At 29.9% G+C, this 23,611-nt stretch carries 25 protein-coding genes; 11 read left to right on the top strand and 14 right to left on the bottom strand.

The genetic code is table 11. The annotated features are described in order from the left end of the window. Positions 1 to 255 precede the first annotated feature (255 nt). From ACXLDF_RS13535 to ACXLDF_RS13525, 3 genes are all read left to right on the top strand, one after another. The gene (locus tag ACXLDF_RS13535) at positions 256 to 423 is read left to right on the top strand and encodes a hypothetical protein (RefSeq protein WP_457559073.1); all 168 of its coding nucleotides are present in this window, start codon (positions 256 to 258) and stop codon (positions 421 to 423) included. Positions 424 to 853: 430 nt separating this feature from the next. Next, positions 854 to 1,519, top strand: coding sequence for a hypothetical protein (locus ACXLDF_RS13530; RefSeq protein ID WP_457559072.1), 666 nt, complete (start codon positions 854 to 856; stop codon positions 1,517 to 1,519). 81 nt (positions 1,520 to 1,600) lie between these two features. Next, positions 1,601 to 1,729 (top strand): hypothetical protein, encoded by a 129-nt coding sequence (locus ACXLDF_RS13525; protein ID WP_457559071.1) that lies wholly within the window; start codon positions 1,601 to 1,603, stop codon positions 1,727 to 1,729. Positions 1,730 to 1,895: 166 nt separating this feature from the next. On the opposite strand, the gene ACXLDF_RS13520 is transcribed toward ACXLDF_RS13525, so the two are convergent. After that, positions 1,896 to 2,378 (bottom strand): hypothetical protein, encoded by a 483-nt coding sequence (locus tag ACXLDF_RS13520; RefSeq protein WP_457559070.1) that lies wholly within the window; start codon positions 2,376 to 2,378, stop codon positions 1,896 to 1,898. A gap of 485 nt (positions 2,379 to 2,863) precedes the next feature. Between ACXLDF_RS13520 and ACXLDF_RS13515 the strand changes: the two genes are divergently transcribed. Both ACXLDF_RS13515 and ACXLDF_RS13510 read left to right on the top strand, forming a co-directional pair. Next, positions 2,864 to 3,364: a hypothetical protein gene (locus ACXLDF_RS13515; RefSeq protein ID WP_457559069.1), complete on the top strand. Its 501-nt coding sequence runs from the start codon at positions 2,864 to 2,866 to the stop codon at positions 3,362 to 3,364. A 21-nt stretch (positions 3,365 to 3,385) separates the two neighbouring features. Continuing rightward, complete coding sequence (locus ACXLDF_RS13510) at positions 3,386 to 3,976, top strand: hypothetical protein (RefSeq protein ID WP_457559068.1); 591 nt, start codon at positions 3,386 to 3,388, stop codon at positions 3,974 to 3,976. Between the two features lie 353 nt (positions 3,977 to 4,329). Here ACXLDF_RS13510 and ACXLDF_RS13505 read toward each other — a convergent pair whose 3' ends face one another. From ACXLDF_RS13505 to ACXLDF_RS13495, 3 genes are all read right to left on the bottom strand, one after another. Continuing rightward, the gene (locus tag ACXLDF_RS13505) at positions 4,330 to 4,509 is read right to left on the bottom strand and encodes a hypothetical protein (protein WP_457559067.1); all 180 of its coding nucleotides are present in this window, start codon (positions 4,507 to 4,509) and stop codon (positions 4,330 to 4,332) included. Between the two features lie 53 nt (positions 4,510 to 4,562). Continuing rightward, positions 4,563 to 4,709, bottom strand: coding sequence for a hypothetical protein (locus tag ACXLDF_RS13500; RefSeq protein WP_457559066.1), 147 nt, complete (start codon positions 4,707 to 4,709; stop codon positions 4,563 to 4,565). Positions 4,710 to 4,996: 287 nt separating this feature from the next. Next, complete coding sequence (locus ACXLDF_RS13495; RefSeq protein WP_457559065.1) at positions 4,997 to 6,973, bottom strand: hypothetical protein; 1,977 nt, start codon at positions 6,971 to 6,973, stop codon at positions 4,997 to 4,999. Positions 6,974 to 7,387: 414 nt separating this feature from the next. Between ACXLDF_RS13495 and ACXLDF_RS13490 the strand changes: the two genes are divergently transcribed. The 3 genes from ACXLDF_RS13490 (at position 7,388) to ACXLDF_RS13480 (ending at position 10,059) form a co-directional block, all read left to right on the top strand. Next, positions 7,388 to 7,732: a hypothetical protein gene (locus tag ACXLDF_RS13490; protein WP_457559064.1), complete on the top strand. Its 345-nt coding sequence runs from the start codon at positions 7,388 to 7,390 to the stop codon at positions 7,730 to 7,732. Positions 7,733 to 7,988: 256 nt separating this feature from the next. Then, positions 7,989 to 8,549, top strand: coding sequence for a hypothetical protein (locus tag ACXLDF_RS13485; RefSeq protein WP_457559063.1), 561 nt, complete (start codon positions 7,989 to 7,991; stop codon positions 8,547 to 8,549). Between the two features lie 409 nt (positions 8,550 to 8,958). Further along, positions 8,959 to 10,059, top strand: coding sequence for a transposase (locus ACXLDF_RS13480; RefSeq protein ID WP_457559062.1), 1,101 nt, complete (start codon positions 8,959 to 8,961; stop codon positions 10,057 to 10,059). Between the two features lie 419 nt (positions 10,060 to 10,478). On the opposite strand, the gene ACXLDF_RS13475 is transcribed toward ACXLDF_RS13480, so the two are convergent. The 4 genes from ACXLDF_RS13475 to ACXLDF_RS13460 form a co-directional block, all read right to left on the bottom strand. Continuing rightward, positions 10,479 to 11,321: a glycosyltransferase family 2 protein gene (locus ACXLDF_RS13475; RefSeq protein ID WP_457559061.1), complete on the bottom strand. Its 843-nt coding sequence runs from the start codon at positions 11,319 to 11,321 to the stop codon at positions 10,479 to 10,481. 435 nt (positions 11,322 to 11,756) lie between these two features. Continuing rightward, a complete protein-coding gene (locus tag ACXLDF_RS13470; RefSeq protein WP_457559060.1) occupies positions 11,757 to 11,942 on the bottom strand; it encodes a hypothetical protein in 186 nt (61 codons plus the stop codon). Between the two features lie 267 nt (positions 11,943 to 12,209). Next, the gene (locus ACXLDF_RS13465) at positions 12,210 to 12,725 is read right to left on the bottom strand and encodes a hypothetical protein (protein ID WP_457559059.1); all 516 of its coding nucleotides are present in this window, start codon (positions 12,723 to 12,725) and stop codon (positions 12,210 to 12,212) included. Positions 12,726 to 12,973: 248 nt separating this feature from the next. Further along, the gene (locus ACXLDF_RS13460) at positions 12,974 to 14,224 is read right to left on the bottom strand and encodes a hypothetical protein (RefSeq protein WP_457559058.1); all 1,251 of its coding nucleotides are present in this window, start codon (positions 14,222 to 14,224) and stop codon (positions 12,974 to 12,976) included. A gap of 1,219 nt (positions 14,225 to 15,443) precedes the next feature. Here ACXLDF_RS13460 and ACXLDF_RS13455 point away from each other — a divergent pair. Then, positions 15,444 to 15,590, top strand: coding sequence for a hypothetical protein (locus ACXLDF_RS13455; RefSeq protein WP_457559057.1), 147 nt, complete (start codon positions 15,444 to 15,446; stop codon positions 15,588 to 15,590). Positions 15,591 to 16,361: 771 nt separating this feature from the next. On the opposite strand, the gene ACXLDF_RS13450 is transcribed toward ACXLDF_RS13455, so the two are convergent. The 3 genes from ACXLDF_RS13450 to ACXLDF_RS13440 form a co-directional block, all read right to left on the bottom strand. Beyond that, positions 16,362 to 16,829 carry a hypothetical protein gene (locus ACXLDF_RS13450; protein ID WP_457559056.1) on the bottom strand — a complete coding sequence of 156 codons (468 nt, stop codon included), beginning with the start codon at positions 16,827 to 16,829 and terminating at the stop codon, positions 16,362 to 16,364. A 42-nt stretch (positions 16,830 to 16,871) separates the two neighbouring features. After that, the gene (locus ACXLDF_RS13445; protein ID WP_457559055.1) at positions 16,872 to 17,675 is read right to left on the bottom strand and encodes a hypothetical protein; all 804 of its coding nucleotides are present in this window, start codon (positions 17,673 to 17,675) and stop codon (positions 16,872 to 16,874) included. Positions 17,676 to 17,748: 73 nt separating this feature from the next. Further along, positions 17,749 to 18,198 carry a hypothetical protein gene (locus tag ACXLDF_RS13440; protein ID WP_457559054.1) on the bottom strand — a complete coding sequence of 150 codons (450 nt, stop codon included), beginning with the start codon at positions 18,196 to 18,198 and terminating at the stop codon, positions 17,749 to 17,751. A gap of 56 nt (positions 18,199 to 18,254) precedes the next feature. Here ACXLDF_RS13440 and ACXLDF_RS13435 point away from each other — a divergent pair, with 56 nt between their 5' ends. Continuing rightward, a complete protein-coding gene (locus tag ACXLDF_RS13435; protein ID WP_457559053.1) occupies positions 18,255 to 19,484 on the top strand; it encodes an IS1634 family transposase in 1,230 nt (409 codons plus the stop codon). 246 nt (positions 19,485 to 19,730) lie between these two features. On the opposite strand, the gene ACXLDF_RS13430 is transcribed toward ACXLDF_RS13435, so the two are convergent. The 3 genes from ACXLDF_RS13430 to ACXLDF_RS13420 form a co-directional block, all read right to left on the bottom strand. Beyond that, positions 19,731 to 20,168 (bottom strand): hypothetical protein, encoded by a 438-nt coding sequence (locus ACXLDF_RS13430; protein ID WP_457559052.1) that lies wholly within the window; start codon positions 20,166 to 20,168, stop codon positions 19,731 to 19,733. Positions 20,169 to 20,435: 267 nt separating this feature from the next. Beyond that, positions 20,436 to 20,603 carry a hypothetical protein gene (locus ACXLDF_RS13425; protein WP_457559051.1) on the bottom strand — a complete coding sequence of 56 codons (168 nt, stop codon included), beginning with the start codon at positions 20,601 to 20,603 and terminating at the stop codon, positions 20,436 to 20,438. Positions 20,604 to 21,750: 1,147 nt separating this feature from the next. Further along, positions 21,751 to 21,933 carry a hypothetical protein gene (locus tag ACXLDF_RS13420; protein ID WP_457559050.1) on the bottom strand — a complete coding sequence of 61 codons (183 nt, stop codon included), beginning with the start codon at positions 21,931 to 21,933 and terminating at the stop codon, positions 21,751 to 21,753. Positions 21,934 to 22,774: 841 nt separating this feature from the next. On the opposite strand from ACXLDF_RS13420, the gene ACXLDF_RS13415 reads away from it, so the two are divergent. Then, positions 22,775 to 23,422 carry a hypothetical protein gene (locus ACXLDF_RS13415; protein ID WP_457559049.1) on the top strand — a complete coding sequence of 216 codons (648 nt, stop codon included), beginning with the start codon at positions 22,775 to 22,777 and terminating at the stop codon, positions 23,420 to 23,422. Positions 23,423 to 23,611 lie beyond the last annotated feature (189 nt).

Genomic DNA, 23,611 nt, shown 5'->3' with positions numbered 1-23,611 from the left:
GCCAAACGATTTAAAGACCTTTTAGATTGTTATTAAACAGAATTCGGAGTAAAAAAGCAAAAGTTCGACGAAATTCTTTCCCACTCTCAATATTCTTTAGTAAAAAAACTTAAAAAAATTTTAGATAATAATAAAAAGATATTTAGCGATAAAAACAAAGCCATTCATAAAATTTTGACCCCTAATCAGATAAATACAAATATTATCGAGTCGATTTTTAGGGGATATCGGAATTTCTACAAGAAATATCGAAAAATGGTAAATATCAAATATTCGCGGGCGGTTTTCGAATTGTTACGCCTTCATCATAGCCTTTATCTTCCGTTTACAGGTCTAAGCAAGGAAAAATCACCAATTATAAGAGCGGGAATTACCACTAAATTCAGAAACAGTTTAGATCGATTATATGGAAATTTACTTTAATTTGAATTCTTCAAAATATTTATTTTTCTTGTATTTCCTTAAGAATTGAGGGTAAACAATAGTTGTTTTCTCTGTTTATCGTAAATAAAGAAAATTTGTGAGATATTAAGGTAAAATTGATTAAGTATTAAATCGAAAAAAAAGAGATTCAAATATTTCTTATTGAATCAGTTCCAAATTTAAAACACTTGTCTTATTACTTTAATTTTTCTTTCATATAGATTTTAAAAATAGGCTTGAAGTTCACCACGCATGTCAGAAATTAAATCGATGGGCACAAAAATTCTTAGATTTTGAACCTCGTGTATATAATGACGGAAGAAAATCACGAGCTTTTCCCCATCAAACCACTATAAATGATTGGTTATGTACTCAAAATATCTAGAATGTGGAGGATGTTTATCGTATCGTGTTTGAAAAGATGATTCGGATGGTATTCCTGTCTGATCGCAAAATGCATCTGGTTGTCCTTGAATTTGATTTAACATATCTCGGATATTGGGGAAAACGCAGAGATTCAATGATCAAAGGCAGTAAAATGGTAAAAGGCACGCGAAGAATACGTCATTATCATGGGGCAATGATTCATGGACTTCATAAATCTCTCTTTATTGGATGTCATCATGTAGCACTCAGAGAATCCAAAATACCATTTATTATTAAAATTGCAGATTGGTTGATGAAATTGGGGTTAGAAATCAAGGTTTGTGTCATCGGTCGAGAATATTATCGGCACAATATATTGAAATCGTTTAAACAACGGAATATTGAGGTAGTAACTCCTGTAAAGAATTACAAGCAACTTCAATCTGCAAAAAATGCCTATATTTCAGGTTTAAAAGGACGAATTCAACAATTTAAGCTTGGTACTAAAACACAGAAGAACGGAAAAGGAAATTTGATGCGATGCTGGGTTCATTTGTATGCTAGAGGAAAACAAAAATTAAATGAATTGAAAACTGCCTATCGGCAAGAAAATCTAAGTTTAGCAGAAGCGACACTGCAATTATATGGTCTAATCACTACAATCGCTCCGCAATACCATTCTAAATCTTTCGTGTATAGGATAAAACGATATTGCAAAATGAGGTGGTAAATCGAAACAGGATTTCGAGATCTTGATATCCACAAAGGACTATAGCGTTCAAATGAAGACGGAACGCGATTACTTGGTGAAATGGGTAAATATTTGCTGTTTAATTATTGGCAAATCGAACGAGATCAAATTTTACCGAATCCCCAAATGACGTTCCAAGAATACCGAGATTGGTTAGTAGATGAATGTTCCCAAACAATTAATCTATAAGTTCAATAATTTTTACCAAAATCATTTGGTGGGATTAGAAAATCTAAAAAAGGTTAATTCATTAGGAATTAAGAAAAAAAATAGAATTGTCGATATTTTGATGAATTTTCAAATGGAAGGATCAATTAAAATTCATTAGTTTTTTTCGTTATCTTTTAATCTTTTTTCACACCAGTAACCCCAGCAAAGGAGAATTAATTATTTGATTTCTTAAGAAACTACATTGGAAATTATGCCGAATATTCACAAAATCTATAAGATTTGGATTATTCTGATAAATTATTAACGTACGAATACGCCGTTCTACACTTTCAGCAGTTTTTGGGCCGGAAAGCACTAAATATTTCGAAAGCAAACTATTTTTATGCTCTGCCAAATTATTTTGTATGTAATTTTTAACGTAAAGATTTACAACTTCTCCTAACGCTGCTGATACAGCAGGAGAAATTTCTTTACCGATCTGTACCGTTTTACGGTACGGATCAACCTTTGCATATCCGCGTTTATCTTTATTGAACACAGTTCGAAATCCTTTTCTGCCGCGTTTTTTTCGTATTTTAAGCTTTGATTTCTTCTTATTTTTCTTATTTTTAACACCTTTCGGTCTTCCTTTTTTCTTTTTTGCTGGAAAATTTAAGTTTTCGGTCATTTCCATGTAATAATATTCCTTTGTCGCTCCTTTTTTGACAAAATCCGATTTAATACCAATTGTTGTGATTTGTCTAACATTTTTTTTGTGCTTATCATTATCAATCTAATTCGATTTTGTCGCCGTTTCCAGAGGGGAGAATTAAATTCCTTCAATAATTTCTTTGATTCATCTCATCCAAACGAAATTATTTTTACTACTCCTGTCTATCGACAATAAAGGGGATTAATTTAAAAGCTAAGCTTTCTTCCTCAAAATTATGACAAGTAATCTTTATGGAAATTCATCGGTTGGAGCCGATATCGGAAAAATCAATCCCAATCATATTAATCCACGGCTATTATAAGATATTACGGAAATCATCAATCCTATCATTTCCTCGACACTGTCTAAAAAAAAGGAGCGGTTTTTCAAACGCTGCATTTATTATCTTGCAAGTTTAAACCCTCCTCTTAACTATATCGCCCAATAAGATCGCAAATTGGATGGAACATAAATGTCAAGAGAAAAACATATGTTTTCAACGTTATCAAACGCTTGAATTCGCAAATAAGAAGAAACGCCGCTTCTTTCCCGACCAACCATCTTTATCTAGGTATCTAAAAGGACTGGATAATTCAAGATATATGGAGGAGTTCTGGAATCTGGTCCTATTTGCCCATGCATTATATTTAAAAGGAATTAACATGCTTGAAAAGAATATTAAATTAATTGCGGACTATACAGACGAGGCTTGTAAGAAAAATAAGGATGATCCCTATTGTTTTGGCAAAAAAGATGGGAAAACAAAGTATAAAACCTTGACATTTTCCATGATTTCTGGGAGTCTTCATCAGGTTATCGCAAACTTTAAGATAAAAAAAAGACAGGACACGCTCCCACTCTTTGAAAAAATAATCAAAACCCTCTGTAATAATGACTTCAATATTATATATATGCTCATTGATAGAGGATTTTATCGCAAACGGCTTTTATCTTTTATATAAAAGCAAGGTATCGCTGTGATTATGCCCGGGCGAAAATGTGCACAGACTGCTAAAAAAATATTGAAATATTTGAAGAATACAAGGAAAAGATATTGTAAGGGCTTCCTAAAGTTAAGTTACGTTAAAAAAATCGGCTATCCGATTTTGAACTTCGATCTGTTATTGGTTGCAAAAAGAAATTATACCTTATCAAGAATTAAACGTGATCTAAAGTCAAATAAAATTACGTTTGATGATGCAAGTAAGCGAATCTTTCTGCTAATGGTTATTTTTGGAAGAAATGGTGGAGTTAGTTCCCTTCATGGTAATGAATGCCATATCCGAGATCTTTATTGTCAGCGGTGGTTGATTGAGATCGCCTTTAGGGAGATGAATAGGCTTGGGATTTCCAGTAGGACGCAAAACCGAAATATTCGACTGGGAATCATGGGTGCCATATCGTTTCTTTACAATATCTGGCAGGTAAAACGTAATCTAATCATAAAAGAAGAGCCTTCAAGTGAGGCGTTGGAATTGGATGAATTTCGGGGAAGATGCTACAATAAGCGGTATCCACAGTATATTGGTTGTTTAGGAAAATTAGGTAAAAACATTAAGAAAATAAAAACGTAAAAGCGAGGAAAGAAAGATTTTAAATTGAATGACATAGATAATGACTTATACCTTTTAACAACGACATTTTCGGAAGGTTTTTTGTGTTTATACATAATTAAGGTTATTGGGCGTTTTAAGTTCTTAACACAAGCAAGGGTGCCACTCCAAGCATCTGCTGTGATTATCTCTATCAGTTTCGAAGAGTTTTTATTCACTTCTAAAAAAACGTCTCGAATATCTTCCCATTTACGCGTTTCTGAAACTTTAAGCCCCAAAACTTTATGTGTCGCATATCCTGTTGCCATAATTATATAATTAGATTTTCCGTTTATCTTCAAAAATGTTTAATCAATTGATATTACCCGCTCTTTTTACGGTTGATCAACCAGATTATCAAATCCATGGTGATGATCCAAGGCATTCTGGAGTTTTATATTAAGATATGTCATTAAACTCGGGGATATTGCATAGTTTTTGGCAATATTTGTTAGTTTTCCTTCAGATTTAAATAATTTCGATATAATTTCTTGTAAATATTTCTGAATGAACATAGAAATGAATGAGGAACTGTATATTGTAAATTATTTTCCGCCTTTTCCGTAATTTAAGAAATAATAATCAGGATTTTTGCATCGGTAACTTTGAATTCGAGTATTTCCTCTTTTTCTTGTTCCATCCTCCCTAATATTATCTGATTGACATGTAGGGCAGCAGATTGGAATTGATTTAAGAGTTTATGATGCGCCATCATCAGTTTCTACTTCAAAACCTCGTGTGATTTTGGTTTTGGGCATTCTCGGACGACCTACCATAATAAAACAAAACTATCTTGTGATTTAAACTTAACGGAAATTGAGTAAATTATAATGATATTTGTAAATATGTCTGTATTAAAGAACTTGATGAAGTAAACTCACCAATATTTGAAGAATTCATAAAATTGAAAAGGATTATCAAAAAGATTAAAAGATATAATTGATCCTTGTTTTTAAAAATTCATCGATATTTTTTAATATTACAATAAAAAAATATTTAGACTTATTTCCATAATTTAGGGACAGAATTGATTATTGAAATGATTTCATTGAATTTATCCCCTAAATCTACAATGTTTAAATACCATTTAATGCTTTCATATCTAGGTTTATTCTCGTCTATAACAATCTTTAATGCTTCTTCTCTCGATAATAATCCTTCGCGTATTTGATTCGATCTAAAAGTATCACTTTCAGTAAAGCCTGCTATAGTGTGATAAATATAATTATAGAAAGAAGCGGAGCCATCTCCAATCCGCCATGTAGAAGAAGTATCACTCGCAGTTTCCCAATTATATTGTGAACGTAAAGTATTTACGATTTCTTTTTCATCCCATGGAATATATGTATAGAGTCTAATGTAATCTTTTTTTGAATAATAAAAAGATTTAAATGCGAATATATTATCAAAAATTGTTGAATTAATATATTTTGGATTTGAAATATAATTTTTTAAATAATACTTCATCAAATTAATATTCATTTTATTTCCTTTATATTCAGGAGGAATATTACAAAAACCTGTTTTAAAATATGTTGTTTCTAATGAATTTGTTCCTAAAAATACTAGTTTTACACCTAAATGTTCCTGTACTTGATTGGCAAAATAATACCATTGTTTATCACCAGCCATAAAAAGAGGAACCATACCTAAATCTGGCTTTTTTAACCAAGCGATTATGTTTTTTTTTATATTATTGCGTTTTTTTCTAATATCTGCAGATACTAGTATGTGTTCCAATCCAAGTTTCCCACACATTCGTTGGATATTTCTTCGTGCTAGATCTGTAACCATCCCCCAATCATAAGTATAAGTTACGGGATTCATTTTTAAAATTTTTTTAACATAATGCACCATATAGCAGCTATCTCTTCCTCCACTTAACATAATTAAACAATCTGGAGTTCCATTATTACTGCGGTATTTTTCAATTTTTTGAAATAACGATTCTTCTCCTTTGAATTTACGCTTTTCATAGTTCTCGCAATAATTGCACACTCCTTCATCATTAAATTTTATAAAAGGAAAGGTGAAAGGTAATAGACATTTTGTACAGCGTTTAATGTTATATATATCATCTTTATCTTTAGTTAAAAGAGAAGGGTCATCATTTTCATTTTTGATATTGTTGATTACTGAGTGAAATGCAACATTTTTTATTCCTATTTCGCGATGATCTTTGATTTTTTTGATTTTTTCATTAATAAAATTAAAATCGGTATATGATTTGAAATTATCCTTAAGATTGAACGAAACAACAATATCTTTCTTTAAATTAATTAATTTTGCTTCATTGGGCTCAAGGTGTTCAATCTTGAGACCAGCAGTTAAGTTTTTAAATTTTTTGGTAAGTTGTTGCAATATAAATTTTTCAGATGCAAAAATGATATAATTTTTATTAGTGTTATGGATATAATATAAATTTCCATTATTAGTAGAGAAAAGTATGAAATTACTATCTTTAAATGCCGAAACTATTGTAGCAGTTCCTTCAATCTGAGAGTAAGCATACTTCACAGATTCAATAATTGAAAAATTATTAGATAGATGATTTTCAATAAGTTTCATTAAAATTTCAGTATCAATTTGTAAATTTCTAGTTAAATTTGGATTTTGTCTCCATAATTCTGATTCATTTACAATGATACCATTGTGAATAGTTACCATTTTTTCTGAAATCACTGGTTGGTTATTTTCATGAATTTCATCAGAACCGTTAGTCACAAGTCTCGAATGTCCAATAATTGAAAATAACTCGTTATTATCAAACTGATTTTTTATATTCAGTTTCAATATACTATTAACTTTTTTATTTTTTAATAGTTCATGAGCGCTAATATTAGATTTTATGATTTCAATTAAATCTGGCTTGATTAGTGCTAAACCTGATGATTCTTTTCCTCGCGATTCAGAAAGGAGCATTAATTTCTTTAAAATAGATAAAATATTATTTTCCTTTATTGATTTGTTGTTCCCCATTAAAATACCAAATATACCACACATATTTTTTATACCTTTTAGATCCTTCTATATATTTACAGTATAAATAGAAAAGTTAAGATCAAAAAAAAATTGTTTAGGTACAATTAATTATTCATGTCTATTCTGTGTAATAACAACGCTAAAATCGTGTTTTACATTTTTTTGAGAGATATGAATATTCTTAATCTATTTGTTAGAATTACTTTTTTAACAAATAGTCTTCAAGGTTATAATACGACCGAATTAAATCGCCTTTAATCATTACGCATGAAGAATCGAGCAAGTTTTAAAGGGGAAAGTAGAAATATGATATGAACACATGATATCTCTACAGACTCGGACGATTCCCCAATCGACCGACTGCTCTTTCCCTCTAGAGATCTCTTTGTTTTAGATGAATTTAAAACTTTGGTGAATCAGCAAGTCAATCAATTGGGAATTGCCAATAGATTCCGTCCTCGGCTCTATGAATATGCTGGCTATGTAATGGTGAAATTATATGCACTTGCCCGCCAAATATCAGTTCATATTGCCGCAGAGGGTTTAAATGACTACCTTGTTAAATATTTCAAAAACAAATACAATTTATCTCCAAAGATTTTTAAAGATACTAAACGGAAACGACGATTCGTGCCTCATCAAACCGATGTTGACAAGTTTTTCCGCTGTTTAACTGCAAATGAAGTACAAAATCTGTTCGGAAAAATACTTATGGCACTTTGTCGGAAAATTGCTCGACATTATGGGTTATCCTAAAAATGGCGGTTCTTAGTTGATAACACAGAGTTTCCTTATTATGGAAAGACGCAGACAGCGTTTGAACAGAAATCTTTTAAGCCCCATATGGGAACAAAAAACAGTACGTTTATTTCAGGGACATGTAGTGCATTGTCAGAACATTACTCTATTTACAGATTTCTATTTACTATAAAAAGGAAAAGGACGTTGGCTTTCCATTCCAAATTCTGTTGATTGGCTAAGATGGAATGAATATAACTTTAGTTATGGTTTGATGGATCGAGAATTTTATCGAGTTCAATTGGTTAAAGCGTTGAAAGATAAGAAAGTCCCGATTATTATGCCTTCTAAAAAATATGTCCATATAAAGCGAATTATCAGGAATTATTTAATCGGAAAAGGACCTTTGGTATCGAAATACTTATTCAAGCAAAAATCTGGCGCAAAACCTTGGCCAACTTCCGTTAATTTATATATTGTTGTGGTCGGTCATGATAAGCAAGCTGCTTGGGAAATACGGGATCAGCTGCTTAATGGGAAGATTTGCTATGATGAAGCTATAAAGCAACTATCTGCCTTCTTTACAACGCTTGAACCTTGGAAAAATGAAAAATCTTGGGAAAGATGGTTAATAAAGACATATAAAATTAGATGGAAGCAAGAAACTGGCTTTAGCTCATTAAACAAAATACACAAACAATTTCGATATCGAAATCCGATTGTACAATTAGCCGAATTATATCTTCGGGCACTAATTCATAAAAGTTGGCAATTCTATCGAAATAAAGGATTGAAAAATCATAAACATCATCAATGTCTGACCCTTTTTCAGTAATAGATGAGCATAATTGAAAAAATCGAATCAATTTTCTTACAATCATGGGAGGAACGATATAAGAATATACAAAAAGGAAAAATGCAGCCATATTTTGAGAGATAAAATATAACCTTAAAGACTAAACAGGAGGTTATCCGACAAAATTTCTTTTTTTTATGAAACTTTAAAAATATGGAATCCTATTTTTATTTGAATTTATGAATAGAACGGCTTATTTTGGTGCATAAATTCCTGAAGATTACCAATAAATAATATTCTATGGATTTACTCAATCTAGGGAACCTATAAATAAGATATATAGAGAATATCGTATCGCTAAAAGGATACACCAGAATTTGGAGCATATTAGCAGCTGATACTGATTGCAATAGTTCAAAAATTATTTGCATTGAACCGTGGACAAATTTTGACAATTATCTTTTCAAATTACACACCTAAATTGAGAAAATATTTATTAAAATTCAATTCTACGCTCTATTCCAGAAATTGGTCATTTCCACGATTAAAAGATATCGTAGAAACCATGAAAAGCAAATTTGACACTTTAATGGATAAATTACTCGATTATTTTTATGTATCCATCGGTGAAATCGCTCGTAAAAATTATAAAACTGCTTCTAAAGAATTAAAAATAAAAATGACACCTCCAATTGAGATATTCATCGATATTTTTCCACATTCTAAGATTTATCCATTCGTTGACGTCGAAAAGCGGGCAGAAATAATGCCTTATTTCAATGCTCGGACTTATATGCACATAAAACAAATTTCAGGGATTACAGAATTGATTGGTGAAACAAAAACAATCAAAATGCAAAAAAACAATCTTATTTTCGAGCTTGCACGAATTTTGGGGTTCATCACGGGCCCACCGATGAGAAGTAAATTTTTTACTAGTATTAGATGGATCGAAGAAAATATTGATAATTTTGATTATTTATTAGATTTAAAACTTATTTCAGAGGAAATCCATGAATTTAGGGCGATTTCTATAGATAGTACTAATATTTCACAAGATAAAAGGGACAAATCAGCATCAAACGGGCACGGATCTCGTGGAAAATTTTTCGGTCAAAAATGCTCAATCGGATGTGGCTTTAACTGCATTCCGATAATCGGAATTACCAAAGCAGGAAATACTGCAGACGCCGCTTTTTTTAATGATACGGTAGAATACATCCAAAATCTGGCATTATTAACGAGAAAAGATGTCTGGGCGATAACAGCCGATGCTGGCTACAGTTCTACTTACATCATCGAAGATATAAAAGTAGCAGATTCGATACTATTCATCGAGATAAATACCAGACAATCCAAACTTCTTAAAAAATTGAAAAATGTAGGTGCAAAACTCCAAAAATTATCAAAAATGGCGATTAAAAAAGGTTTAAGTTCTGAGGAACGGAGAGCATGGATAAAAGATACAAAACAATATTCTAAAAATGCTGGAAAATTCATTTCATATGACGAAAAAAAAAGTCCTTCCAAAAATTCTTTCAAAATATGAATTGAGAGCATAACGCCGCGGATTGAGCAAAATGGAGCAGTCAAAAGAGAAAAGATTAAGAAAAAAGCCCATAAACATACGTCGAGAAATTAAAAAAAAAAAATGGCTCATATCCCGATAAAATAATTGGGTTGACAGTGATTCCTTATGCGACAATTAAATAGTTTTTTAGTTTATCATATCCGTAGACAGAACGAGGGTATTAACGGAATTAAGAAAAAACGAGGGAACCTGATTGGCGATGGTCAAAAAACAACATGGAATCCTTTATTGATAAGGGTCAATAGCCGTATTCGGGCGAATATTGCATTTTATAAGGCGATTGCACTGGTAAAACTTATGATGACTGATGAAAAGGTGCGCTATTTATGTCGAATTTACAATTGGACTTTAGTGCATTGTTATTTTTTCTTTTTTGATCAAAAGTTTTTGTCGGATTGCTCCCGACTGAACAAAAAAAGAAGTCTTTGTGAATATGCTTTTATAAATTTTCTGGGATTCCTAATAGCTTTGAAGATGAAGTATTTAATAAAACATTCTGACGTTTTTATAAAATATTTTCCAAATTTAATGAACGACTTGCCTTTTGTTCGTTGTGAAATCAATATAGGAATTTCTGCAAATTTGTAAAAAGGCATTACTCGAAATAATACTTCTTGAATCGTAGAATATGTTGCATTTAAATCTAGTTCCTTTATTACTTTTTTCGACATTGCTCTAAATCCATTTGAAGGATCAGTAATTTTTTTTAGAAATAAAACCGTATATAATTTACTCATTAGGATAGAAAAAAATTTTCTAGCAGTTGGCATGTAATATTGGTATTTAAATCGATTTCCGATAACGAAATCAAATTTTTGATTTATTATTTTATCTATAAGCGCTGGGATGTCAGCTGGATCATGTTGACCGTCTGCATCCATTGTAATTATTACATCAAAAGAACGTCTTTTGCAATAATAAAAACCTGTACGAACTGCTGACCCATTACCTAAATTTTTAAGATGAGAAATAAGAGTAACATCGGAGAAAGACCTAACAATTTTAGATGTATTGTCTTTGGAACCATCATTGATGACAATTATATCTAAAAAAGGACTAAGATTGCGATTAATTCTTTGTATTGTAGTTTTAATTGTGTATTCTTCATTATATGCAGGAATTATTATCGCAATGCGAATATTTGGAAATAAATATTGGTCAATTTGAGTTTCTGAGGGATAATTAGAAGTATTAGCAGATTGTAAACAAATATGTTGCATTATTTTTTCTTCTCTCTTATAGGACTACTTTTTTGAAATAATGAATTATTTAATAATAATATTTAAAAGAATTTGAATTACTGTATATGTAGGTAATTCGAAGGTTTTTAAAAATATTTGGTTCTTTTTTTTTCAGTCTTTAAGGTTATATTTTTATTTCATAAAAAATAACCCCCTTTTTTTTTGTAAAAACCATAAATTTTCCATGATATTACATTTCATATTTCTTAAGATTATGCTTGAAATACGTAATAGATAAACAGACAGAGTCGTTTTCCACATTTTCTGATTCAATCGTAATTGTTGCTTTCGGTAATACTGCCAGCAATTAAATATATAGGCACGAAGATAAAGTTGAGCAAGTTGCGTAGTTGACTTATGATTTCGGTAAGATGTGTGGATCTCATTAAGCATTCTAAAGCATGTTTCTTCAAACTATCGTTTTTTATATGTCCTTGAAAACCATCGGCTCCATCGGGCTTGACTTTTATGGGGACGGAGCATTGTGAAGAATCCTTCAATTTCTTCCATTATTTGATCAAACTTTATTTTATTTTGAAGGAATTTTTGACGGAGTTCTTTTGCTAATTGATTTTTATGTGCAGTTAAGATTAAATGCATATATACTGAACTCGGCTAAGATTTTGTTCCAGATTTCTGAGAAAAGAAATATTTATCCGAAATCGGGCGTCTTTCTAATAAAAAATCGCTGAACGCCCTCTTGACACGCTTGAAACGCTTGGTATGCATTTACACAGGTAATTTTTGTGATTTTAATTCATTAACGAGAGCTGTACGGTAAAATTCACGATCCATTAACATATAGCTTAGGTTAAGCACTTGAAATTTTAACCATTTTACACCGATACCAATATGTTTTGAGCGATATTAACCATATCTGAGCAATCTAAACTCAGAAAAAAGTGTAAGTCCACAACATTGAAGAACAAACCCTTGGAACAAACGAACTTTACAGGTTCTTGGTTGTTTTTGTGTACCAAGCTCAAATGACGGTTGAAGCATTCCATAGTAAGGATATTCGGTGCTATCAACCAGAAGGCGCATTTTTGAACCTTTGTTCTCTTTACTTCGGATTTCCCTGTTAACTCGATTTAAAAGGTTTCCGAAGATGAAATGAATGCCTATTTCGGAAAGCAACCTAAAGAATTTGTCCACATCCGCTTGATGGGGTACCAAGCGTCGTTTTCGGATCCCATCTATAAACTCATTTATTTTTAAAAATTTTCTTTTGCAATCGTGTCTGACAAAATAATTATTAAGAAATTCTGAAGCATATGTTGTAGATTGCTTAGCTACTATCGCATTAAGCATAACAACTATAAAATCCAAGGACGAATAAAGCCTCGGTTTGAATATCTTCACGATTCCTGTTTGACTCACCATACTTTCCACATAAAATTTAAATTCTCCGCTGAGAAACAAATCTTGAGGGAAAGTTGGGATGGTCGATTGATGAATCGCCGCTCCCGTAATTGATGACACAATGTTTCAATTATAAATTCTCCTTTCCCTTCAAAAGCGTTTCTGTTCTCCATTATTGACGATTTTAATCGGCGCGTCTATAACCTTGAAGACTGTTTTTCAATTAACTTTGTTCTGGATTATGGTTTTTATAAGTCAGAGAGAATTGGTTATGTGCAAATATTATGATAGAATAATAATAATTCAATTAAATTTTGTATTGTATAACTAAGCATTAAAAGAAAAATCGAACTAGTAAAATAAGAGATAATTATATTTATTAATGTTATACTAAATGAAATTAAAGTATAAACAGTAATCTCATGATATTTTCCAAGAGCATTCATTTTTCCACGCAGATAGGATCCAATCAGCAATGGAATAGGCAAAAAAGCCATTGGAATGACTAATTTTTTAAGATAATTTCCAGGTAATTTTAAAAATGTCATAATCAAAATTAAAATATTTGAATTGATTAAAATGATACTAAAAATAATCAATGTAGGTACTAAAAACCACAGAACTATTAAAATAAATTTATTTATTACCTTCTTATTAAATGAAAAATTATCTGCTTTGGTAACATTTGCGATCAGAATATTCGAGCCCACAATTGAAAAAATCGATATAAAATATAATGCAAAATCAAATTGCTTGAATTGTTCTTCTTTAATGATTAATGATGCAATAAATATCACGAGAAAATTGACTAATTTCCTGAAAAAACCATTAAATGATAACAAGATAGATTGTTTTATTATTCTGAAAGATTTTTTTAATTTTGATTTTAATTCTAACCGAAATATTCTAAATTTTATAGTTCTCCATAAGGATGGCACTAAGAATTGAATATTTAAAAAATAGAAAATCTGTGAACTTCCATAAAAAAATAATAAAAGTTTAGTTGAAATTATTGATTTGTTAATAAAAAAAGTACAACTATAAGATATCAACCTAAAAATTTGGGGGAATATTGAGATAATAGCTGCCCATTTTTGGTCTTTGGGACTTGAAGCTCTCAAATTAGCAATATAAAATTCAGAAAAGGTCCTAAACATCAAAGCTATTGGAAGAAATAATATTAAGTCTATATCGATAAGATCATAAAATATTAAAAAAAAAAAATAAAAAAAGGCAGCAATTGTAGAAGTTAACCAATATGATAAAGCATATTGTTGATTTATCTCAGATCTATTAATACTATCAATTCTTAATTCTCTAGTTAATAAATTTGCTGTTTGTAATGAAGCAATTACAATGAACATTTCAAATGAAGCCACAATAACAACATATGAATTATAATCATTTCCAAATATTGTTATCATTGTTAAATATTTAACTATAAACCCTGAAAGCATCATTATTATAGAAATGAATGTTAATAACAAGGTATATTTTGCAATATTTTTCTCTCGCTCCATAATAATATGAAAAAAAACACAATCATTAAGTTTTTTTATTCGAAAATTTCAAAAATAAAAATAAACTAACCCAAATTGAAAAAATCGATTAGGATTCAAAATATAAGAAATCAAATACCAAATAAATAGTCAGAAATAATATTGCCAATTTTCGATCTGTTTTGAATCTAATTGAAAACCTTTATTAAACATTTTAAAGATTGCCAATTTTTAAGTTTTTTGTTCTTTCTCTGATATATGGAGTTCTTATAAATCATCTATCCCAAATTATATTGTCACTATTCAAAAGTAGCTCATTGATTTCTTCGACCATTTATTGTCTTTCGCTAGGAATGACGAATGTGTTCAAAAAGTTTGCCTAAAAATGTTCCTAAAGTGATATCTATACTCAAAAAGGACAAATCTTTGAAGATCTTGATATACATTTTGGTTCTTATGGGAAATAAGTTTATGATTGAAATTGAGTATAGAATAAGCCAAAGATTCCTTAAATGCAAAAAAAAATGATTATATTGACATGTTTCATCTTGAAATCTAACCATTGTGGATTCTTGAGAAATATAATCATGCTCGAAAAAATTTTCATCATAGCTACTAAGCAAACTTTTTTCTACATTACCATAGTCGAATTCGAGTGCCGTTAATACGTTAAGAATTGTCTATCTCTCAGTAGGTCAATTTAGTATTTAGAAAATACAAAAAAGAGGAAAAGATAAGTTATGACTTGCCTAAAATACTAATCAGTACTTATTTTAAAAAATATCATTACATAAATCTTCCCAAAACACCATATCTCCGTTGTTTCCGCAGTATACTTATGATGATTTTGAAGTAGGAATCGTCTCCATGCTTTGCATGGGATATAGTTTAATATTTACCCAAATTTAAATGATTCTTTAACCACATCTTCGAAGTGAACGATCTTTCCTATTTCGATGAAGTTCAATCTATTCTTTCGAAGCAATGTCAAAAATTTAAAATAATATTTCTTCATGATATAATTGCCTTAGAACTCTTCAAAAGACAAATAGGACTTCAATATTAAGCAGGGTTTGCGAGAGATACTCAATTATTTCCCGCACATCCGTTTAAAAACATTATTCACAACCAATCCTACGATCTTACCCTTGAAGATATCAGTTTCATCCTAAATCAAATCTCTGAATCGTTAATCCTCAAATATTTCCATAATATTATGTAAGAAGCAATTGAATTCGGCATGAATATACCCCAAATTATCCTATGGGAAGGTCTATTTGTTGGAACATATTACAGTAATTATTATAAAGATGAAGAAGCAAAAAATGCGAATCAGTACAATGATCCCAAAGCAAGTTTCTATCGTCATAATGATCATAGAAATTGAATGGGTTATGAAGCCTCGAATCTTTATTGTTACTGCAGTTAATGGCTGCGAGTATTATCGATATATTTTGAAATGTTTGCTGCGAATAGAAATGAAAATCTGATTGTCCGGGAGAACCTATTAAACTTTCATGTGATTTATAAAAATAAGAATTGAAAATTTGTAATTATGGGCACAAGTATCTATTCAAAAAAGATACTACATCAATGTGAATAATTAGGCTTTTATCCGTTAATCTGTGCCAAAAAAAGATTAAAAAATCAACCTACTGAAGTATTAAAAAAAAGTAACTCTTTTAATACCGATTAAATTCCTTCTAGTTGGTCAGAGATAGATATTCTGAAAATCTATTCTATTTCTCTTGAAATTGAAGCTGGACAAGCGGCTAATAATATATTTTATCACAGCAAACGTCTAAATACTCGCAGAAAACAAATGACAACGATAAGTCGCTGTTTAAACTTTATTTTGATTTGTTGAGGGTGATTATTGCCGTAAAATTAGGAAAAGCTGATTTGATCATCAAAATGAGTACCTTTTCAATTACTCAGGAAAAAATGGAAAAAGAATACTGATTAAACTAGCCGGGCAAACTCATTTTCAAACCTTACAATTCTATGTATTTGATCCCCGACCAAAAGATATTTGGGACAAACGGGCAGAAACAGAATTAGAGTTAGATGGAAATGCAAAAAAATTAATTTCAATTCTTGAGTTTAGAGAATTTCCGAATTCCCATGATTCTCACTTCTGTCGTTTTTTCAGATTCTTCTATGAACTCACTTGGCACGAAACTAATGTGGGCATGGCTTTAGACACCATTTGATACGAAATCTCAACATTAATAAGAATCTTTTCCAAGATTTTCGGATCATCTCGAATAATAAAATAAGAAAGTAATAAATCTTTCCACATTTCAATCGATCTTCTTCCTCGAAAATCAATAAGTTTTTTAAGAGCACTAAACTCTTTCTCCACGAGGTTTGAGGTGATGTGGATATCGCGAAATTGCTTAAGGATTTTGTACATTGTGGCGACCACCACAGAGGAACTACCACCAAGAGCAGTTATCCAACCTCTCTTTTTATCATGATCGAAAACATGCACTTCCCATTCCTTCTTATTTGATTTTCCTGGTGGTCTGCCCTTTGGTTTTGGATTTTCACGTTTTTTCTTCTTTTCTAATTCAATAATGTGTTTTGGACGATTTTTACCACCTTTTTTTCGGCCACGCTTCATATTACCTAAACTTTCTTTGCTTGTTTTGAGTTGTCCTATAAACTAACCACCTTGCTTTGTTATTTCATTTGTAGTTTTAAAAGATGTTTTGGTAACATGAAATTGATCATAGGAATAAACCTCAATTATGATTCTCCTGTAAGGAGATTTATGAATATGCCTTATATGTGTGAGATTTTTATTCAGAGCACGGGCCACGCCGACATATACTTGAAAGCCATCCGATACTAAGAGCTGAAGGCCATATAACAATCGATTAGCACAATCCTTGACAATATCGATAATATTTTCTTTTGTCCGTTTTTTTACTAACTCAACGGCCATAATTTTGTTATTTCCACTAATAACCACAATTAGATACCATGTTTTCTTCCCAATTTTCAGAAATGTCTTATCAATGAACAAGTAATTACTCCGTCTCCTCTTCTGCTTAAAGCTTTTTGAATGTTTAACCGATTGTGTAACTGCCTGAATAATCTCCCAAAGGAGTAGAGAAGTAGTTGATTTCTTTACTTTTAATTTCCTAGATAAGGCTTTTCCACATAATCGTCCCCGTTTTAAAGATTGTGAAATAATTAAGCGAATATCTGCTTTTAAATCCTTAAAAAGATTACTTGTATGTGGATAAAACGATTTTCCACAAGTTGAACAGATGATTTGCTGAGGATTACCCTTAACACTCGTGTCATGCCCATTATATATCAATTCATGCTTCTTTTTTCCTTCAATTTCATTTGGGCAACATATAGGCACAGTATCAGAAAGAATTTTAGTTCCTAGGCTTATGTTGATTGATAATTGAAATCCATCTGTAGATAATGTCTCAATTTCACACGTTCGAGTCATAATATGGAAAGTAACATACAAAATTATAAAAATATTTCAAAATTTCGTAGATCAATATTCTGATTATTGTCGGTCATGGGAAATTGGAAATTCTCTCTTTAGAAGCAGTTTTATAATATTTACAAGCGTTTTCACCGATGGTTACATAAAAATAATCGATAAATTTGTCCATTAAGTTGTCAAATTCATCTTTCATGGTTTCTACAATGTCTTTTAAACGAGGAGATGACCAACTTCTGCAATAGAGCGTGGAATTATATTTTAATAAATATTCCTTCAATTTAGGTGCATAATTTGATAAAATAACTGTTAAAATTTGTCCACGGTTCATTGCAAATAATTTATGAACTATTGCAATTAGTATTAACTGCTGAATGTGCTCTAAATTATGATTAATCCTTTTAGCGATACGATAATTTCTAAATATCTCGTTTATAGGTTCTCTAAATCGAGTAAATCCATCGATTATTATATCTTGGTAATCTTCAGGAAAATATACACCAAAATAAGCCGATCTATTCATAAATTCAAATAAAAATAGGATTCCATGTATTTAAAGTTACATAAAAAAAAGAAATTTTGTCGGATAACCCCCATAAAATAAAGAATATAGAAATTGCGCTAAATCAAATGGTTATTAACCGTTACAACTTAAAAATTGATAGTTTATTTTATGTTCCGACAAACTTTTATACATTTTTTAAAAGTCAAGATCCTGAAGGATTGCTCCAATTTGGCCACTCTAAAGAAAATCGTAGCGGGAATAAACTCGTTAGTTATTCACTTCTTTGTGCTAGAGAATCAGGAATTCCAATAATACATGAAACATATCCAGGAAATATTCAAGATGATAAAAAATTTAAAAATGTCCCATTTGATATAGTAAAGCGATTGACTTCATTAGGCTATACTCCTGATGATGTCACTCTTGTTTTTGATAAAGGGAATCATTCAAAAGAAGCTTTTGAGGCGATTGACCAGGCAGGTTTCGGATTTATCGTTTCAGCTAGAAATTCTACACAAAAAGATCTATTACATATTCCACTTGATAAATTCATCAAAAGCATACTCCCACAGACTAAAAAACAGATATATTATTTCAAAACATCCAGAAAAATCTACAGTAATGATAGAGATGTGTATGTAGTTATTGATCCGAAAAAACAAAAAAAACAAGCCATACTTTTTGAAGAAAATTTGAAAGACAAGATATTAATCATCAATGAATTCCTTAAAACTAGCTTGAACATCAAAAAATGGCGAGATAAAGATGCAGTAAATAAAAAGTTGAAATTATTAATCGGAAAAAAGCCATATCGCGATGTAATCAAAATTAATCTACTTGGAAACTATGTAAATTTAATTTATGAGATAATAGTTGATGAAAAAGCTAAAAAACAGCACATAGAGACCTTGGGAAAAGTAATTTTATTTACAAATCGAACCGATTGGTCTCCTGAATCAATTATTTGGGGATATCGTGAACAGTACATTGTCGAACATGCTTTTCGAAATATGAAATGTCCGACTTCTATAGCTGTTCGACCTACGTATCATCATTCTGATCGAAGTATAAAAGCTCATGTCTTTATATGTGTTCTCAGCTTGCTTTTACTTTCCTTAATTCGGCTTAAATTAGCAAAAAAATCTATTTATTTTTCCTATGATGAACTGCTAGAAAATTTAAGATCTATCCGTATAATGAAAGTTTCTTCGTCTTCCAAAGCGAAGCCTTTCTGGAAATTAGAAAAAATTAGGAAAAATACATCAAGATTAGTCAAAATATTAAAGTTAACGAATATTTTCTAAGATTAAAAAAACATCCCCCCCCAATTTCTTATCCCTAAGTCCACTCTATCGACAAAATTTCAATTATTTTTGAGAAAAAATTTTTGTCGAAATGCTAACTTGTAAACTTAAGAATTAAAAAAAAATCACACCATTGAGCTAATTTTAATTTTTTTTAGTTTTAAGCTTTTCACTTGATCTACGAAATTTTTTAAGAAGACACACCGTCTATAGCTCATTGCAATTTGTCGACATTCCTAAATTCTATTATAATGTATGATAACCATTTTGTTGTGCTATTTTTTCGCTTATTCTATGAGCAAAAATCTCTTTAGTACTTTCAAAAGCACTAGGTTTCATCACCAAATCAGGTCGTCCGCATTTGTACGCGGTTAAAGCTTTGAGAAGTTCGAGAATGTAGATGAATGCGCGATTTTTAATCGCAGAAGACATTATTCGTGTGCTTAGTCGAGAAACATTGTAATAAGTATTGCTATAGGAGTTTCCTTGCTCGATCATAGGGCGAAATTTATAAATTTTTAAGAAATACTTTTCAGACCAGTTTGGAGGTATAAAATCTGTATTAAAATAATATCCTTTCTTTAATTCTTTGACAAGTTGATTAACAATGCCTTTTCGGGCCCTAATAATCGGAAGAATCCCGAGATACTGCATACTTTTTAAAATATGTTCAGAATAAGGCACTGAATCGGCAATCACCATGCTTCATTTATAGGAAGTATGTTTTAGAAACTCATTCATAGTGGCTTTAAACGCTAAACTATCGCTTCGATTTGCAGGAAACATTTTAAAATAGATAGGAAACTAACGATCTTTACAATATGTATACAAAATTCCAAGAACATAACCTACCCCTTTTTTCACACCATTATGTCGACAATATCCTGCGTCTGGATCTCCATATTTCTTGGTATCCTTATTTTTATTGTTGTTACTATTGGCTTGAATAAATTAATCATCCCAAATAAGTATTCGAGTAGATATTATTCCACATTGAATACATTCTTCCACCAGTTGCTGAAAAAAATAGAAAACATCAGCAGCAGGGATCTTCTTGATTACATAGCTCATATCTGCTGCATTAGGTCGCATTTCTGTGTTTACCGGTAGTTGAAACACCAAGAATTGAGGAATATATCTAAAAATCTTTTCTAATCCACTATAATCTTTGAATCCTAAATTGATTCTAAGTAATTCGTAAATAATGACATCTTTAATAAAATATCCTTAAAATAACACACCCGATAGTTCCAAACGCTCTTGTACTTAATCAAAATACCCAAAATCGTTAAGTTCAAAAAGGTTCTCGAATGCATCTTAATATTTTGGAAGATAGTGATGCATATCCTATTCTATTCTAGAAATATGATTTAGTGTAAAATCTTCAAATTGGGTCATTTTAACACGCGGAAAGCGATAAAGATATCTTCCCTCAAGATCATGTATCCACTTAATATAATCCTTTATTTTTTTTTGAAAATTCGGAATTATCGCCGTGATTTGGGCCGCTTTATATTTCCTAATATGTATCTATGTAAACCTTTTACTGGCGATTCTATAGTCCTGAGGCTTGGACATATCAAATATTTCTATTTTCCATGCAGATATAAAATCGGGAATCTGTGTTTGTAAGATATTTGGTTTTTTCTTATATCGAATAATAATCAATTGGCATTATTTAAAAGATTGATAATTAATACTTATGTAATCAAACCATAAATACTTTTCCAACAATCTTACTCAAGAATAACCGAAGAAACGACAATAAATCTAATTTATAAACTGTTATCTCACCGAGTTTGCACTTATCAATTCATAGTGTCGAGGACTCTGCAAAAATAATAAACGTTATATACATGGAATTAAAATTCCGACATAAAACGAGATTTTATATAAGTAGGATAAAAAGAGCAAGATTTTGCTTGAATTTAAAAAAAATAAAAGAGGGAAAAATTAAAATTAGCTCAATTAGAAGAACAAGGAACTATATTATTTATTCTCTTATAGCACCAAAATAGATCGAAAAATTAAAAAAAACTATAAAATAATCAAAAACAATGCAATATATAAAAAACCATAAGTATTTTTATTTCGCAATGATATTTTCTCTTTTAATTAGAATACCAAGGACTAATTATATTTTTGGTTTCGATACTTATTGGATCTCCTGGATGGCTCAAGCAATTAATACAAAGGATTTTTTAAATGGAACCAAGACATGGATATTTAATCTTTCATCCATTTTTGGCTTTTATCCTCTAACTCATTATCCGATAGGAGTCCCTATAATAACTTCTTTATTTCTAAAATTAGGTCTTTCTATTGAGATAACATATACTATTTTATCATTTATTTTAACTATTTTTGCATTTGATGCTAGTAACAGACTTTTTAAAGATTTTTTTAAAGATGAAAAACCTGCTACATTATTTTCTTTTTTTTTAACCAATAGTCCTTATTTTTATGCTTTAACGTATTTTACTCTCCACCCGCGAAGTTTTATTATTGTACTTCAACTATATTTAATTCATTTTTTATATGTTTGGATTAAAACAAGAGCCAAGAATTATCTTATATTCAGTTTATTTACCATCTTTTTAATGAGTTTATCCCATAGATTATGGATTTTTAGTATGATTTATTTGTTTACTACATTTTTAATTTCAATTATTCAATCTTCATCGTTTAAAAAGAAATTCTTAAATTTAAAAAAACCTATCAGAAAAACACTGTTTATAATTTATATATGTTTTTTACTTATCTTACCAATATTTGGTTATATTTTTTTCGGAATAGATGAAAACAAAATATCTCCATTGATATCAAGTCTCCCAATATTCCAAAACAGTAATATTTTTGGACTCATAATAAATATTACGATAGAATATCTCACGCTTATTGGAATCATTATCTTTTTTTCATTATTAAATATCTTTTTTTTAATGAAAAAATTTTTTTTATTATATGTAGAAAAAAAAGAAAATATCGCAAATTTGGAATACATTGATATACTTAATATAATGATTCTTCCATTTATACTATTTACTTTAACTCTTTCTTTTTATTCTTCAATCATATTTTTCCCTTTCTATTTTATTTTTGCTTATCAATTTTACGAACAAATGATATCTCAATATAAAAAAAAAAAAATTAAGGAAATATTTATTTTAATAATTATCATTCTCAATTTTTTTTTTGGAATATTATACTTTATATTTCAGAATTTAAAGATACCAGTATATATTATTATTTTTTTAGTAGTTTTTGTAGTTTTCTGTATTTTATTTTTAATGAAATTTACATTAAATGCTAAAGACTTCGTAAAAATAAAGTCTCAAAATTTAAAAACAATAATTTTAGTTTCTATTATACTTAACACTTCCTTTTTTTCTCTTGCAATATTTGAAGGTAGAAATTTAGAGAATATGAAAGATTTTCCAAATCCTAATACAATTTCTCAAGAAGAACTTGACATGATTTCATTTTTAGAAGGCCAAAATGTTAATTCCAAAATTTTCTGCTCCCATATAACTATAGGAACAAGAATTCAAGGATATGGTTTTTATCAAACATTTCTTTCTGATATTTACATTTCAAATATTTATTATGGTTGGGTTAATAAATCATATATCGACAATCATAGTGAATATGAATTAAGATATTTAATAAAAGCAGAATTAATATATTATACAGGAGAAAAACCACAAACATTACTAATAAACCAAATTGCTGACTTGAACATTGACAATCAAGAGACAATTCATTTATTAAAAGAACTAAATATCCAATATTTAATAACTTTGAAAGATAATGGAGAATATTTACCATTTATTATAGATAAATATGGAAGATTTCCATCTATGTTATTAAACTCGACAATAAACAACCTCACACCAATTTATGAAACTGAACACCTTGCATTATATAGATTTTACTGACAATAAATATATAACCTAATCTCAAAAATTATTTATTTTTTATGCAATCTGTATGTTTGTTTTTTTATTTCAGTCTTTAAGGTTATATTTTTAATTCACAAAAAATAATCTCCTTTTTTCTTTTTGTAAAAACCACAAATTTTCCATGATATTACTTCGAACATTTTTTAAGATTTTGCTTGAAATTCG

It is taken from the genome of Candidatus Harpocratesius sp., assembly GCF_054039255.1.
This window is presented reverse-complemented; position numbering and strand designations above follow the sequence as displayed.

What these genes read in the sequence shown, in the direction of transcription:
- ACXLDF_RS13535 (WP_457559073.1), top strand. Translation starts at nt 256, where the DNA reads ATGGTAAATATCAAATATTCGCGGGCGGTTTTCGAATTGTTACGCCTT.
- ACXLDF_RS13530 (WP_457559072.1), top strand. Translation starts at nt 854, where the DNA reads ATGGTATTCCTGTCTGATCGCAAAATGCATCTGGTTGTCCTTGAATTT.
- ACXLDF_RS13525 (WP_457559071.1), top strand. Translation starts at nt 1,601, where the DNA reads ATGGGTAAATATTTGCTGTTTAATTATTGGCAAATCGAACGAGATCAA.
- ACXLDF_RS13520 (WP_457559070.1), bottom strand. Translation starts at nt 2,378, where the DNA reads ATGACCGAAAACTTAAATTTTCCAGCAAAAAAGAAAAAAGGAAGACCG.
- ACXLDF_RS13515 (WP_457559069.1), top strand. Translation starts at nt 2,864, where the DNA reads ATGGAACATAAATGTCAAGAGAAAAACATATGTTTTCAACGTTATCAA.
- ACXLDF_RS13510 (WP_457559068.1), top strand. Translation starts at nt 3,386, where the DNA reads ATGCCCGGGCGAAAATGTGCACAGACTGCTAAAAAAATATTGAAATAT.
- ACXLDF_RS13505 (WP_457559067.1), bottom strand. Translation starts at nt 4,509, where the DNA reads ATGTTCATTCAGAAATATTTACAAGAAATTATATCGAAATTATTTAAA.
- ACXLDF_RS13500 (WP_457559066.1), bottom strand. Translation starts at nt 4,709, where the DNA reads ATGATGGCGCATCATAAACTCTTAAATCAATTCCAATCTGCTGCCCTA.
- ACXLDF_RS13495 (WP_457559065.1), bottom strand. Translation starts at nt 6,973, where the DNA reads ATGGGGAACAACAAATCAATAAAGGAAAATAATATTTTATCTATTTTA.
- ACXLDF_RS13485 (WP_457559063.1), top strand. Translation starts at nt 7,989, where the DNA reads ATGGATCGAGAATTTTATCGAGTTCAATTGGTTAAAGCGTTGAAAGAT.
- ACXLDF_RS13475 (WP_457559061.1), bottom strand. Translation starts at nt 11,321, where the DNA reads ATGCAACATATTTGTTTACAATCTGCTAATACTTCTAATTATCCCTCA.
- ACXLDF_RS13470 (WP_457559060.1), bottom strand. Translation starts at nt 11,942, where the DNA reads ATGCATTTAATCTTAACTGCACATAAAAATCAATTAGCAAAAGAACTC.
- ACXLDF_RS13465 (WP_457559059.1), bottom strand. Translation starts at nt 12,725, where the DNA reads ATGGTGAGTCAAACAGGAATCGTGAAGATATTCAAACCGAGGCTTTAT.
- ACXLDF_RS13460 (WP_457559058.1), bottom strand. Translation starts at nt 14,224, where the DNA reads ATGGAGCGAGAGAAAAATATTGCAAAATATACCTTGTTATTAACATTC.
- ACXLDF_RS13455 (WP_457559057.1), top strand. Translation starts at nt 15,444, where the DNA reads ATGAATATACCCCAAATTATCCTATGGGAAGGTCTATTTGTTGGAACA.
- ACXLDF_RS13450 (WP_457559056.1), bottom strand. Translation starts at nt 16,829, where the DNA reads ATGAAGCGTGGCCGAAAAAAAGGTGGTAAAAATCGTCCAAAACACATT.
- ACXLDF_RS13445 (WP_457559055.1), bottom strand. Translation starts at nt 17,675, where the DNA reads ATGACTCGAACGTGTGAAATTGAGACATTATCTACAGATGGATTTCAA.
- ACXLDF_RS13440 (WP_457559054.1), bottom strand. Translation starts at nt 18,198, where the DNA reads ATGAATAGATCGGCTTATTTTGGTGTATATTTTCCTGAAGATTACCAA.
- ACXLDF_RS13415 (WP_457559049.1), top strand. Translation starts at nt 22,775, where the DNA reads ATGAAATTTACATTAAATGCTAAAGACTTCGTAAAAATAAAGTCTCAA.